The sequence below is a fragment of the Campylobacter ornithocola genome, from assembly GCF_013201605.1.
In the GTDB taxonomy this organism is placed as follows: domain Bacteria; phylum Campylobacterota; class Campylobacteria; order Campylobacterales; family Campylobacteraceae; genus Campylobacter_D; species Campylobacter_D ornithocola.
Genome location: NZ_CP053848.1, coordinates 1447835 through 1461750 on the forward strand (window position 1 = coordinate 1447835; position 13916 = coordinate 1461750).

Here is a 13916-nt window from a genome sequence, read left to right on the forward strand (position 1 = left end):
TTAATTTTTTAAATCTTAAAATATAAATATATTAACATAATTTTTAAATAATTTTGATAAAAAATATCATTTAATAAAATATTATTAATTTTATAAAATATTTAAAAAATGAATTGTTATAATTTATTAATTTTTAATACAAAAGGAAAAATTATGGATATTGTTCAAAGATTTATAAACTACACCAAGATTAACACCACTACAAGTAGAGAAAATGGTGCTAAAGGTATTATGCCATCGAGTCCTAATCAAATGGAACTTGCAAAATTACTCGAAAAAGAACTACAAGAGTTAGGTTTAAAAGATATAAAAAGAAGAGAAAATACTATTACCACAGCCCTTTTACCAGCCAATACTCCAAATGCCCCAAAAATAGCCTTTTTCGCACATTTAGACACAAGTATGGAGCAAACCAATGATACCAAAGCACAAATTACTAAATATCAAGGTGGAGATATATGCTTAAATAAAAACTTAGATCTTTATCTAAAAGAAAGCGAATTTAAAGAGCTTAAAAACTATATAGGAGATGATATCATTCACACTGATGGCACAAGTTTACTTGGAGCTGATGATAAAGCGGCCATTGCAGCTATTATGGATATGCTTGAGTTTTTTGTAAAAAATCCTGATATTAAACATGGTGATATTTATGCTTGCTTTTTACCTGATGAAGAGCAGGGTTTAAGAGGAGCAAAAGCTTTTAATATAAAGGAAATTGATGCTGATTTTGGGTATTGTTTAGATTGTTGTGAGATTGGAGAGTTTATTTATGAAAATTGGAATGCAGGAGATTGTGAAGTAGAATTTACAGGAAAGTCTGCTCATCCTATGAGTGCCAAAGGAAAATTAGTTAATTCTTTACTTTTGGCACATAAATTTATCTCTATGCTTCCAAATGGCGAAGCACCTGAATATACGGAAAACAAAGAAGGATATTTTTGGGTTAAAGAACTTAAAGGAAATAGTGCTAAAACTACTTTAAAAATAGACATTAGAGAATTTGATGATGAAAAATACAAACAAAGAATGCAATTTTTACAAGATTTAAGCGATAGTTTTAAAAAGCTATACGGAGAAGAAAGAATTAACATTAAGCTTAACGATCGTTATAAAAATGTCTTTAATAGTCTAAAAACAACCGAATCTTTACCTATTAAACTTGCCTTACAAGCTTATGAAAATTTAAATATCAAAACTAAAATCATTCCTATGCGTGGAGGATATGATGGAGCGGTGCTTTCAGAAAAAGGCCTGCCTTGTCCAAATATCTTTACCGGAGCACATAATTTTCACTCTATTTATGAGTATTTACCTGTTAAATCTTTAAAAGTAGCAAGCAAAGTAATACAAGAAATCATCATTCTAGCTGCAAAATAAATTTAAGCCTTAAAAGGCTTAAATTTATAATAGCACAAAAGCGATTACAACTACTGAAACAACACAACCTAAAGCAGTTCTTTTAACAATTTCTAAAGGACTTACTCCTGCTATAGCTGAAACGATAATACAAGCTCCTAAAATAGGCGAAAGGTATCTTCCAAGCACTGCTGACATTGCCACTGCAGTACCAAGTTTAACTTGATCAAAACCAAGATCTTGAGCATGAATAGTTACAGCCTTATTAAATGCCATAGCAGCAGCATCACCACTACCTGTAACCATAGCCATTAAAAATGGTATAAAGGTTCCACCAAAACGCACATAATGCTGTTCGTTTTTAAGCCATTCTATGATGATATCAATCACCCCACATGCTTTTAAACCTGCAACAAAAACACTAGCTGCTATAATAATTCCTATAATTTCTGCATAAGATTTCCCCATACCATTGAAAAACTCTTTAAAAATGCTATCAGGTTTACTCATGGTTACTACCAAAGCTATGATTGCACCTAAGAGCATAGCTTCAGCAACTCCAACTTGTTTTGTCCATACTAAAAACTCATAATTATGCAAAGGACTTGCACCTATGATTAAAACAACCAAAGGTACTAAAGGCATAAGTGCATAAAACACATTTACTTTTTCGATATTATCTTCAACTTTATTTTGATTAGCTACTTCAAAAACTTGCCCTTTTTGATAATCTTTAAAAACTATTGCCATAATCATCAAAGAAATCATCACTATCACTCCTGCGGTTAATGCATTTGGAGTTTGAGTTAAGACAATTTCTTGTATATTTTTTCCAGAAATTTCTGAAATCAAAGCAGTATGAGAAACACCTGGACTTAAAATTCCTCCTATAGTTCCACAAAGCACTGTTGATGCTGCCATGGCAGGCTTTATACCTGAAGCCATTAAAAGCGGTATTAAAGTCGCACCAACTGCTGCTGCACACCCTGCTGCTGAAGGTATAGCTATAGCGATAAAAAAAGTCACCATAAAAGCGAGCGGGATCAAGAAAAATCCTACATTTTTCAAAGGTGTTGTAAGTAATCTAACCAAATGCTTATCACACTTAGTCACTTTCATCACAAAAGCAAAGCCCATGCTTGCACAAATTGCTTTAATCAAAGCAGGTTGCACCATAGCATGAGTAAAAGCACTCAAAGCTTCAATAGGTTTAAATGAAACCAAGCACAAAATAAAACCAACGCTAATTAAAGCTGTTTTTGTCTCTACTTTTTTAATAAGCAAATAAACCACAGCCACAATACCAAAAATCGCAGCTAAAAGATAAAAAGTTTGCATTTTTCTCCTTTAGATTTTAGTTATTTGATTGACTTTTAAATACTCTATACTAAAAGGATAGCTAAGCTTTAACACATCATGATAGCCTATGATTTTCAAGCTATCATCTTGTACTTTTAATGCAGAACCCTCCGGTATAGCATAAACAATATCTTTTGGATTAGTTAGTAAAAACTCTTCTAAACGCTCTTCCCTACTTTCTCCATTATGTCCAGGAAATTTTCCACTAATAAAATGAGGGTTGATTTGATAAGGAAAGATTCCTAAACTATCAAAACTTTTTGGCATAACGATAGGCATATCATTAGTTGTTTTTATACTAAGTCCTGCTATATTCGAACCTGCACTCCAACCTATATAACAAGCTCCTTTTTTAATACGCTCTTTTAAAACTTCAAGTAAATCATTTTCATATAATTTATGCAAAAGCATAAAGCTATTACCTCCACCTACTAAAAAAACTTTTGCATTTAAAATCGCTTCTTTTAAATTTTCAAAACAATGTAAAGATTTAATATTATCTTTTTTTAAGCCTTCTTTTACCTTAGCCTCATAAGCATCATAAGTCCTTCTAACTCCTGCGTAAGGTATAAAAAGAATTTCTTCATCAATCATAAAATTTTCTTTTAAAAAATCATCTATAAATTCTCTAGTATGACTTAAATATGCACTTTCTTTATAGCCAGAAGCACTAAAAAGTAAAAGTTTTGACATCATTCTTTCCTTTTAAAAAATTAATCAAAAACTATAATTTTAATATTTAAAAAATGAAAAAACAATTTAATAATAAAAATATTGTATTACTTGTGTTAAAATTTAAAAAAGGAATAAACATGAAAGAAATTTTAATAACAAACGATGATGGCTATGAAAGTGAAGGATTAAAAAAACTTATTAAAATGCTAAGAAAGCATTTTAAAGCTAAAATCACCATAGTAGCTCCTGCTAGTGAAAAATCAGCATGCTCGCACTCTATAACACTAACCAAACCTTTAAGATTTTACAAAGTTGGCAAAAGATTTTACAAGCTTGATGATGGCACACCTGCTGATTGTGTTTATCTTGCTTTGCATGCTTTATATAAAAAGCGTTTGCCTGATCTTGTGATAAGTGGGATTAACAAAGGTGCTAATGTAGGCGAGGATATAACCTACTCAGGAACTTGTGCGGGTGCCATGGAAGCAGTACTTCATGGAATTCCTGCTATTTCTTTATCACAATTTTACAAAGATAGCCAAAAAGAGCTTAATTATAAACTTGCTTTAAAACTTACTAAAAAAATAGTCAAAAATATCTTTGAAAAAGGCTTTCCTCTAGATAAAAAAGAATTTTTAAATATCAACTTTCCTTCAAATAAAACAACCTTTCAAGGCTTAAAAATTTGCAAGGCAGGTAAAAGAATTTATAGTTATGAAGCACATTCAAATACAAATCCAAGAGGTGTAGAATACTACTGGCTAGCCGCTGCTAATCTTGACCATGAAAATGAAAAAGACTCAGATATAGCACTTTTAAAACAAGGTTATGCTACGATCACACCTATAATGCTTGATCTAACAGCTTATAAACAAATGAAAAATCTCAAAAAATGGATGAAAAATGGATAGATACACGCGTATAAAATGGCTTGTTAATGAAGAAAATTTTATTAAATTTCAAAATACCAAAGTTTTAGTTTGTGGTTTGGGTGGAGTTGGCGGAATTTGTGTTGATGCACTTTTTAGAAGCGGCTTTAGCAATCTGACCTTAATCGATACGGATAAATTTGAAACTACTAATCAAAACCGCCAACTTCATAGCGAAAATATAGGCGAGGAAAAAGCTAAGGTTTTTGAACGTATTTATAATGCCAAAGGTATAGTTAGTAAAATCGATGATGAGTTTCTGAAAAGTTTTGATCTAAGCGAATTTGATTTAATCATTGATGCGATTGATGATATACCTGCTAAGGTCGCTTTGGCTAATTTAGTTGATTTAAAAAAGCAAATTTTTATCTCATCAACTGGTGGAGCTAGAAAGCTTGATCCAACGCGTATTAAAACGACAAGCATATTTAAAACACATGGCGATGCTTTAGCTAAAAAATTCCGTTATGAGCTTAGAAAATCAGGCTTTAAAGGGGATTTTGATGTGGTATTTTCAGATGAAGAAGCTCATTGTAAAGATCTTGGCTCATTTATGGGTGTGACAGCCTCTTTTGGACTTGCTTTAGCTTCTTTGGCTTTAAGGAAAGTGCTTGATAAGAAAGCTTGATATAAAAGACTTAGCTTCTTGCATCAAGCTTTTTAAGCAAAGCGTATCCACTCTTTGTAAAAATGATTATACAAAAGAGCAAATTCATGCATGGATTAATATAGACCAAAAAGTTTGGGAAGAAAAATTTCAAAATCAACTAGGCTTTGTTTATGAAGAAAAAGGCCAAATCATATCTTTTATAAGTATAAATTTAGAAGAAAAAACACTCGATCTTTGCTTTACTCATGGAAACTATGCTCATCAAGGTTATGGCAAAGCTTTATTAGAATTTGCTCTTAAAAACTACCCTTATAGTGAAATTTATACTTTTGCTAGCCTTAGTGCTAAAAATTTCTTTTTAAAAGCAGGATTTAAAATCATCAAAGAAAACATTGCTATAAGAGATCAACAAGAATTGAAAAATTTTTTAATGAAAAAGGAAATAAATTGAAAAAATTACTTTTGCTTTTTAGTCTTTTTTGCTCTTTTGTTTTGGCAAATGAAAATTTAGAAAATCTTTTTAAAGATTACAATGAAAGTGGAGTTTTTATAGCTTATGATGGCAAAGATTATTATAGCAATGATTTTACAAAAGCAAACAAACGCATTTTACCTGCCTCTACTTTTAAAATTTTTAATGCCCTAATCGCACTTAATGAAGCCGTTGTGAAAAATACTAATGAGATTTTTTATCATTACAAAGGCGAAAAAGTATTTTTACCCTCTTGGAAAAATGACGCAAATTTAGCCCTAGCTATGCAAAGATCTCAAGCTCCTGCTTATAAGGAACTAGCTAGAAAAATAGGCTTAGAAAAAATGCAAAAAAATTTAGATAAACTTAACTATGGTAATCAAAAAATAAGTAAAATCGATGAATTTTGGCTTGATGATTCTTTGCAAATTAGTCTTAAAGAGCAATCCACTTTACTTTTCAAACTTGCAAATTTAGCACTAGATTATCCTAAAAATATACAAAAAGAAATTATCAATATAATAAAACTTAGTGAAAATGACCATTATGAGTTTTTTGCAAAAACAGGCTGGGGTAAAGAAAGATATGGACAAATCGTAGGTTTTATAAAAGATAAAAAAACTCATCAAATTTATGCTTTTGCTTTATGCATGAATACAAGTGATTTTAACAAACTTTATCTAAGAGAAGAATTAGCAAAAAAATATCTATCAAATTTAATAAACTTGACACATAAAAAATAAAGGATGATAAGTCAAGGTATTTTGAAATTCTTTTTCATAGTTTTTTAAAAATGCCTTGCTTATGAAAAATTTATTACCCAAAGCATTTACCCCGCTTAATTTCAAATGTCTAAAAAGTTCTAAAGTATGATCAAATTTTAACTCTTTTAATTCTTCTTTTGCTTTTATGATCTTAAATTTTTTAGAAAGCTTTTGCTTAATTTGCTCTAAAGTTAAATATTCAAGTGATAAATTAGTGCTTTGCTTTATTTGAATGAAATTTTTTTCTCCAAAAGTAGAAAAAAGCAAAATCCCGTTTTTATTTAGCATGCTTGCAAGGTTTTCTAAAAGCTCATCTATCTTTAGCCACTGCATACAAGCATTTGAGGCTATAAGATCAAATTTTTTCGTATAAAAATGATGATTTTTAAGCTCATTCATATCAAAAACGCCAAATTCATCAAATTTACAAAGATTTTCAAAAGGATAAATATCATTTAAAAAATAATGCTTAAATTTAATACACTCTTGCAAAGCCTTACTAAAAATCCCTACCCCACAGCCAAACTCAAACACCGCTTCAAAATAGCTAAAATCACTCTCATTAAGTATTTTACAAAGCTCTTTAGCCATGTCTTTTTGCACAGGTGTATTTACGATATAAGTGTCTTTTGCTCTTATGAAAGTTTGCAAAGTGCTTCCCAAGTGTGGTATTTAAAAAATGCAAAATGTGGCTCATCGATAAACACTGCCTTTTTTTTGAAAAAATTAAAAGCATGCTTTGGTGGAAAGATTTTATCCTCTTTGCTAATTATGGCTTTATCCCAAGTGAAATTTTCATTTAAATCCTTAGTGCAAAACTCATATAAGCTTAAAAGTTCTGCTTTTAAATGCTCGTTTTTTTCAAAGTAAAATTCATCACTTAAACTCATTCTTTTCTCAAGCAAATTTGCTTTAAAATCCTCTAAAGCAAATCTTTTTATCGTTAGTTTAAAAATGGCTTTTTTGATCCCAAATTCATCATTTATAGGTAAATTTGTGCCATTTATGGCTATTTTTTTATCAAATTTTATATCTTTTAAAAGTTTACTCGCTACACAAACTCCCATAGAAAAGCCAACAAGAGTGATTTTTTCAAATTTATGAAGATCAAATTCCCAACCAAAACTCGTATAATCATACACCATTAAAACATTTACATCACTTTTTAAATGCGCAAAATGGCTAAAATGTGAGCAAAACCCTGAAAAAAATAAAATCAACTCGGATGAATTTGCATTTTCATGTAAGAAATGAGTTTTCAAAGTACCTCCAAAACCTTTTCTAAGTCTTTTTTCACTAGCCCAGCATGCAAAGAAAAGCGAATTCTAGCTGTATTTTTAGCTACGGTTGGCTCTTTAATAGCAGGTGCAAAAACACCATTTTCTAAAAGCTTTTGAGAAATTTCACTAGCTAGTGCATTTTGCCCTAAAATAAAAGATATCACATAAGCCTCGCCTAAAACTGCACCTTTACTTGCTAAAGCATTTTTAAACCAAGTGCTTAATTCTAAAAGTTCTTTTCTTTGAGCGTTAAATTCATGTAAATGCTTAAAAACATGCAAAGTCCAAGCTACATTGATGGGCGCAATAGCAGTTGAGTATATAAAAGCTCTTGCTTTGTTGATAAAAAAATCTTTCTCATCACTTATCATACAAGCTCCCATGGAAGCTATGGCCTTACCAAAGGTAAAAACTAAAAAATCCACTTCCTTTTCTAAGCCCAAAAATTTCACATAACCCAAACCATCATCTCCAAAACACCCAACACTATGCGCTTCATCAATGTAAATTTTGATATTTTTAAACTCTTTTTTTAAATTTATGAATTCTTTTATAGGTGCAAAATCTCCATCCATACTAAATAAAGCTTCGCTTGCGATGATGATATTTTCAAATTCTTTATGGTGTTTTTGCACTAAGCTTTGTAAATGCCTTATATCATTGTGTTTAAATCTTATAAATTTAGCCCCGCCAAGCCTTAAACCATCGATGATACTTGCATGTACTTGTTTATCTGCTAAAAATAAAGTATTTTTAATGCTTGCTAAAGCTTGCAAACAGCTAACATTTAAGGCATAACCATTGTTAAAATGCAAAATTTTTTTGCCTAATTTAGCTTCTAAAAAGCTTTCAAATTCATCAAAAATCGCATAGTTTCCACTCAAACTTCTTGAACTTGAACTAGAAAATTCAAATTCTTTCAAATGTGTTAAAAAATCTTGCTTTAATGCTTTTTCATTGCTTAAATTTAGATAATCATTGCTCGCTAAATTCAGCAATTTTTGCTCATTATAAATAACATATTTTCCCTCATGTTTTAATGAGCGTAGAATTCTAAAATTATCTTGTTGTTTTAATGTATCTAAAATTTGTGCAATTTGCATTATTGTTTAAGCCTTGCGTAGTTTTGACAACCTAAGTCATCTTTTAAATCACAAGCCTTGCCAAAATATTCTAAAGCTTTATAAAGATCCTTTCTAACACCATGCCCATTTACATACGCAACTCCAAGATTAACACAACCCGCACCTTTATTTAAATCACATGCTTTTCTAAAGAATTCAACTGCTTTAAAATTGTCCTTTTTTACACCTTGTCCATTTACATACATAAAACCAAGATTAGCGCAATCACTTTCACTACCTAAATCACAAGCTTTTCTAAATAATTCAACTGCTTTAAAATTGTCCTTTTTTACACCAAGCCCATCCTCATATAAAATACCAAGTTGATGACAACCATCACCAATATTTAAATCACAAGCTTTTCTGTAAAATTCAACTGCTTTAAAAATATCCTTTTTTAAACCATCTCCGTTTTCATGCATAAGCCCAAGACCATAGCAACTTTTACCTTCATTTAAATCGCAAGCTTTTTTAAAGTATTTTAAAGCTATTGGGTAATCGTCTTTAACATAAGCTTCAAGTCCTTTTAAAAACAAATCCTCTTGTGAGTATGCAAAATTTAAAAATAAAATTGTTAGAACAATTAATATTTTTTTCATTATTTTCCTTTTGAAATTTTAAAATAAAAAAGCTAATTATATAAATATTTTCTAAATAATCCTTTTTCGTTTTAAAGCATAAATTTGAGTAAAAATTGTAGTATCATTAGTAATAAAAATCAAAGAAGTAAAAATGAATTTAAAAGAACTAGACTTAAAATACATTTGGCACCCTTGCACGCAAATGAGCGATCATGAGTTTTTACCTTTAATACCTATAAAAAAAGCTAAGGGGGTGTATTTGTATGATTTTGATGAAAAATCCTACATAGACTGCATTAGCTCTTGGTGGGTAAATATCTTTGGCCATTGCAATGAATATATCAATGAAAAAATCAAAGATCAACTTCAAAATTTAGAGCATGTTATACTTGCTGGTTTTTCACATGAGCCTATCATAAAGCTTTCGCAAAGACTTTGTAAGCTTTTACCTTTTGATAAATGCTTTTTTGCAGACAATGGTAGTTCAGCCATAGAAGTGGCTTTAAAAATGAGTTTTCAATACCACTTAAACAATGGCTCCAAAAAGGATAAATTCTTATCGCTTAGCAATTCTTACCATGGAGAAACTTTAGGTGCATTAAGCGTTGGCGATGTGGCACTTTATAAAAAAACCTATGAGCCTTTACTTTTAAAAAGTATCACAACACCTGTGCCAACAAGCAAGGACTATACAAAAGAACTTGAAATTTTAGAAAGCATTTTAAAAAATCATCATCATGAAATTTGTGCTTTTATACTTGAGCCTTTACTTCAATGTGCGGGCAATATGCATATGTATGAGCTTGGGTATTTAAATGAAGCGGTTAAACTTGCTAAAAGTTATGGTGCGCAAGTGGTATTTGATGAGATAGCCACAGGTTTTGGACGCACAGGGGAAATGTTTGCACTTGATTATTGCTCACAAAGCATTGATTATATATGTCTTTCTAAAGCTATCACGGGTGGGTATTTACCACTTTCAGTGGTGCTTACTAAAGATGAAATTTATGAGAAATTTTATGATAGCTATGAGAGCCAAAAGGCCTTTTTACACTCTCACTCTTACACGGGTAATGCCCTAGCTTGTGCAGCAGCTAATGCAACTTTGGATATTTTTGAAAAAGAAAATATCATCGCAAAAAATAAAATCAAAAGCGCTTTTATAAAAACTCAATGGGAGAGTTTAAAAGAATTTGATTTTTTAGGAAATTTTAGAAATTTAGGCATGGTAAGTGCATTTGATATACAAAAAAGCAAATACCAAAGAGCAGGACTTGAAGTCTTTCAAAGAGCCTTAGAAAAAGGTTTGCTTTTAAGACCACTTGGAAATACAATTTATTTCATGCCACCATATGTTATAAATGAAGATGAGATTGCTTATGTAGTGGAGTCTTTAAGAGAGATTTTCAAGGATTTTTGAAAGTTTTTCACACACTTTATCATCAAATTCTATGATAGGAATTTTAACGTAATTGCTTATAAAATCCTTGCTAAAAGTATCTTGGCTTTTTAAAACCAAAGCAAGGATTTTAATATCTCTTTGTTTTAGTGCTTCTATACTTAAAAGCGTGTGATTGATACTTCCTAGATAGTCTTTTGCTACTAAAATCGTAGGGTGCTTAAACGCACTCATATAATCAATCATCGTTTTTTCATCATCAAGGGGCGAAAAAAGCCCGCCAGCTAGCTCGATGATGAGTTTGTCACTTTGTGGAATTTGTATATCAAAAGCTTTATAGTTTAAATTTTCTAAAATTCTGCCTTTGTGCGGGGAAGCAGGGGTTTTTAAAAACACACCTTCTTTAAAAATCTTAGTTTTTGGACTAAACTCAGCTACTACCTCGCTATCTTTTGGCGTGCCTGCTTGGATAAGCTTAAAATAATCAAAACCCAATTCTTTACAAATTCTAGCACTTAGATAAGTTTTACCAACATCTGTGTCTATACCACTAATGTATATTTTCATTTTAAGCCTATGAAAGTATTTTTAAACCCACGGTGCAAGCAATGATGAGAGCGATCAAAAAAAGCTTTAAAAAGCTTTTACTTTCTTTGTAAAAAAGCACTCCGATGATAACCCCGCCTGCGGTTCCAGCTCCTGTCCATATAGAATAAGCCACACTCATAGCAATGCTTTGCATACTAAGGCTTAAAAACCCAAACGAAAAACCAAAACACACTATCAAAGCTAAAAGATAAAGCTTATTTTTAGTGCTTACAAGTTGCTTCATGATAATCACACCAAAAATTTCAAAAGCAGTCGCTAAAAATAAAAAAAACCATTCCATTATTTAGCTTCCTTACTAATGATTTTAAGGCCTATAATGCTTAAAAGTAAAATGGCTATTAAAGTAAGCTTGGTAATAGAGCTTGGTTCATTGAAAATAAACATCTCATTAAGCACCACTCCAACTGTGCCAATACCCACAAAGACACTATAAGCAATACTTACTTCAAGTCTTTCGCAAGCTTTTAAAAAACATGTAAAAGATATGCTTACACCAATAGCTGTTAAAGCATAATGCCAAATTTCAGTTGAGTATTTTAAACCGCTCACCCAAAAACACTCAACCAAACCACCTAAAATAACCATAAACCAACCAAAATTAGAGCTTATTTTTGTTCTTTCTATCATAATCTACCTTTTTTTCAAAAGCGCAAATTATAACTAAATTTACAAAACAATAAGCTCTATAAAGTTAAATTTTCTTACTTTCTACCTCTTTTAATATAGATTGAGAGATGTTTCCTACGGCTTTGGTAGCTTCATTTGTAAAATTAGCGATTTCTACATTTTCCTTTGTAACATCTTCTAAATTAACTATAGCATCATTGATTTGGGTAATGCTTTGAGTTTGTTCTTGCATTGATATAGAAACATCATTAACACTTTGAACTAAAATATTAACATTAGCTTCTATCTCTCCTAAACTTTTTTCTGTTTTTTCAGCTAAGTGACGCACCTCATCAGCTACCACCGCAAATCCACGTCCATGCTCACCCGCACGTGCAGCTTCAATAGCAGCATTTAAAGCTAATAAGTTAGTTTGATCTGCTATATCTTTAATCACATTAACAATTTCTTTTATATTATCAGCTTGTATTACTACTTCTCTTGTTTTATCTCCTACATTTTGCATAGAGATATTGATCTGATCTACCGCGTGTATTGATTTTTCAAGTGATTGGGATTGAGAGTGTGTCCCATCTACTAATTTTTGCATAGATTCTTCTAGTTTTATGCTTTGCAAAGTTAGTTCTTTTGCAAAAGCAGAGGATGAAATAAGCATTTTTTTAATTTCTTCGCCTAAAACATTTGTTGTAATTTCTACATTACCTTTTGCATTTTGAACTTGTGTTGAAAAATCTAATGCCTTATAACTTTCAAGTACCCTATCAAGTTCATTGATATTAGAACCTACTTTTTCTTCTAAGACTTTTAACATACCATTTAAAATATTTTTTAATTCTACAAGCTGAGGATTAATAGGATTTTTATCTAATCTTACTGATAAATTTCCAAGTTCAATTTCTTTAACTTTTTGTACACTTTCAGAAACTGCTTCTTGATCTTTATGTAAATTATTTTGAATATTTGCAATACTTTCACTAATCTCACGAGCAATAATTGCAAATTCATCATTTCCTTTAAGATCTATTTTTATTAAATCCATTTTCTTTTTATAATTTAAGCTATCAAAAAAACTTTCTAAAGTATTTTTGATCACTATAATTTTTTTAAGAAAATAATCTATCATACCACCCAATATAGCTATAATTATCAATACAAATATTACTCCAAAAATAATTTGAGTTATCAAGAGCTTATCAAAAACCTCATCATAATCTTTTAAAGAATTTGCAGAACACAACATCATTTCATTTGCAGTATTTATACATACTGCTACACGCTGATCACCTTTTAAAGTATACTCGATCAAATTTGTTGGTTCATTTGGAGTTAAACTTGCAACACTAATAAACATTTTTATCACATTTGCTATTTCAATCTCTTTACTTAAATCAATATAACCCGAAGAATGAGCAATTAAATTTCCATTACTATTAATCAAAAACACACTGTTGCTTGGAGTTATTTTTAACTCCTCAAAAGCCTTTCGCATATCATCAAGAAAAATTTCACCCGCTAATACACCCATGAATTTTCCATCTATTTCTATAGGAGCTGTTATAGACACAACCATTTTTTTAGTTACTACATCTTCAAAAGGATCTGAAATATTGATTTTTCTAGTATCCTTTGTGAGTTTATACCAAGATCTTACTCTAGCATCAAAACCATCTTTTTCTTGATTTAAAATAAAATGCCTTCCTTTAGAATTAATATCAACATCAATCAAACTACCATCCTTTTCATATCCTATATAAATAGCTGTAAAAGAATGCAAAGAAAAAATGTATTCTAAAAATTGAGCCACATGCTCTTTATCTGTGTTTTTGCTAGCTATAATACTTTTGGATATTCTCTCGATACTTTCTTTTCTTGAATTAAAATAAAGCTCAGCAAAACTTTTACCATTTTTAACGCTTTCTTGTTTTCCGTGAGTAATGCTTTGTAAAATATCTCTTTTAGAAGAATAATAATTTAATCCTACAAAAACTCCAAAACCCATACATAAGATTAAAGCTGTAAACATAGAAATTCTTTTTGCCACAATCGTTTTAAACATCATTTACCCTCCAATTTAACATAGTTGCAAATTATTGTAATATAACTATTAAAAAAAATATTAGTTTTAACC

The 13916-nt window shown here is 30.4% G+C and carries 15 protein-coding genes and 2 pseudogenes; 6 read left to right on the forward strand and 11 right to left on the reverse strand.

From position 1 onward, the window contains the following. Positions 1 to 153 precede the first annotated feature (153 nt). Entirely contained in the window at positions 154 to 1380 is a 1227-nt protein-coding gene (gene pepT, locus CORN_RS07375) for a peptidase T (RefSeq protein ID WP_066008242.1), read from the forward strand. A 24-nt stretch (positions 1381 to 1404) separates the two neighbouring features. On the opposite strand, the gene dcuC is transcribed toward pepT, so the two are convergent. Together dcuC and pepE are read right to left on the reverse strand one after the other, a co-directional pair. Beyond that, positions 1405 to 2697: a C4-dicarboxylate transporter DcuC gene (gene dcuC / locus CORN_RS07380; protein WP_066008244.1), complete on the reverse strand. Its 1293-nt coding sequence runs from the start codon at positions 2695 to 2697 to the stop codon at positions 1405 to 1407. A 9-nt stretch (positions 2698 to 2706) separates the two neighbouring features. Next, positions 2707 to 3411 carry a dipeptidase PepE gene (pepE, locus tag CORN_RS07385; protein ID WP_066008245.1) on the reverse strand — a complete coding sequence of 235 codons (705 nt, stop codon included), beginning with the start codon at positions 3409 to 3411 and terminating at the stop codon, positions 2707 to 2709. 119 nt (positions 3412 to 3530) lie between these two features. Here pepE and surE point away from each other — a divergent pair, with 119 nt between their 5' ends. Genes surE through blaOXA form a run of 4 tightly spaced genes read left to right on the forward strand, consistent with a single transcriptional unit; the run spans position 3531 to position 6147 of the window. Then, complete coding sequence (surE, locus tag CORN_RS07390; protein WP_066008246.1) at positions 3531 to 4304, forward strand: 5'/3'-nucleotidase SurE; 774 nt, start codon at positions 3531 to 3533, stop codon at positions 4302 to 4304. After that, a complete protein-coding gene (locus CORN_RS07395) occupies positions 4297 to 4950 on the forward strand; it encodes a ThiF family adenylyltransferase (RefSeq protein ID WP_066008248.1) in 654 nt (217 codons plus the stop codon). The genes surE and CORN_RS07395 overlap by 8 nt, the downstream gene beginning before the upstream one ends. Beyond that, positions 4934 to 5383 carry a GNAT family N-acetyltransferase gene (locus CORN_RS07400; RefSeq protein ID WP_066008250.1) on the forward strand — a complete coding sequence of 150 codons (450 nt, stop codon included), beginning with the start codon at positions 4934 to 4936 and terminating at the stop codon, positions 5381 to 5383. Before CORN_RS07395 ends, CORN_RS07400 begins: the two co-directional genes overlap by 17 nt. Beyond that, positions 5380 to 6147 (forward strand): OXA-493 family class D beta-lactamase, encoded by a 768-nt coding sequence (blaOXA, locus tag CORN_RS07405; protein WP_066008252.1) that lies wholly within the window; start codon positions 5380 to 5382, stop codon positions 6145 to 6147. Before CORN_RS07400 ends, blaOXA begins: the two co-directional genes overlap by 4 nt. Here blaOXA and CORN_RS07410 read toward each other — a convergent pair. From CORN_RS07410 to CORN_RS07425, 4 genes are read right to left on the reverse strand one after another with little or no spacing between them, the layout of a single operon-like run. Then, positions 6121 to 6819: a methyltransferase domain-containing protein gene (locus CORN_RS07410; protein ID WP_245162292.1), complete on the reverse strand. Its 699-nt coding sequence runs from the start codon at positions 6817 to 6819 to the stop codon at positions 6121 to 6123. The genes blaOXA and CORN_RS07410 overlap by 27 nt on opposite strands. Then, on the reverse strand, positions 6804 to 7430 hold the full coding sequence (locus CORN_RS07415) for a pimeloyl-ACP methyl esterase BioG family protein (protein ID WP_066008256.1): 627 nt from the start codon (positions 7428 to 7430) through the stop codon (positions 6804 to 6806). The genes CORN_RS07410 and CORN_RS07415 overlap by 16 nt, the downstream gene beginning before the upstream one ends. Next, on the reverse strand, positions 7427 to 8551 hold the full coding sequence (locus tag CORN_RS07420; protein WP_066008258.1) for an aminotransferase class I/II-fold pyridoxal phosphate-dependent enzyme: 1125 nt from the start codon (positions 8549 to 8551) through the stop codon (positions 7427 to 7429). Before CORN_RS07420 ends, CORN_RS07415 begins: the two co-directional genes overlap by 4 nt. Then, positions 8551 to 9171, reverse strand: coding sequence for a tetratricopeptide repeat protein (locus tag CORN_RS07425; protein WP_066008262.1), 621 nt, complete (start codon positions 9169 to 9171; stop codon positions 8551 to 8553). Before CORN_RS07425 ends, CORN_RS07420 begins: the two co-directional genes overlap by 1 nt. 133 nt (positions 9172 to 9304) lie before the next feature. Between CORN_RS07425 and CORN_RS07430 the strand changes: the two genes are divergently transcribed. After that, complete coding sequence (locus tag CORN_RS07430) at positions 9305 to 10573, forward strand: adenosylmethionine--8-amino-7-oxononanoate transaminase (protein WP_066008264.1); 1269 nt, start codon at positions 9305 to 9307, stop codon at positions 10571 to 10573. On the opposite strand, the gene bioD is transcribed toward CORN_RS07430, so the two are convergent. From bioD to CORN_RS08710, 5 genes and pseudogenes are all read right to left on the reverse strand, one after another. Then, positions 10547 to 11119, reverse strand: coding sequence for a dethiobiotin synthase (gene bioD, locus CORN_RS07435; protein WP_066008266.1), 573 nt, complete (start codon positions 11117 to 11119; stop codon positions 10547 to 10549). The genes CORN_RS07430 and bioD overlap by 27 nt on opposite strands. Positions 11120 to 11126: 7 nt before the next feature. Next, on the reverse strand, positions 11127 to 11441 hold the full coding sequence (locus CORN_RS07440) for a DMT family transporter (protein ID WP_039619256.1): 315 nt from the start codon (positions 11439 to 11441) through the stop codon (positions 11127 to 11129). Then, positions 11441 to 11788: a DMT family transporter gene (locus CORN_RS07445; protein ID WP_066008272.1), complete on the reverse strand. Its 348-nt coding sequence runs from the start codon at positions 11786 to 11788 to the stop codon at positions 11441 to 11443. The genes CORN_RS07440 and CORN_RS07445 overlap by 1 nt, the downstream gene beginning before the upstream one ends. A 64-nt stretch (positions 11789 to 11852) precedes the next feature. Then, a pseudogene (locus CORN_RS08705) lies at positions 11853 to 12254 on the reverse strand (methyl-accepting chemotaxis protein); the annotation flags it as partial. Between the two features lie 816 nt (positions 12255 to 13070). Further along, positions 13071 to 13847 (reverse strand): annotated as a pseudogene (locus CORN_RS08710) (cache domain-containing protein); the annotation flags it as partial. Positions 13848 to 13916 lie beyond the last annotated feature (69 nt).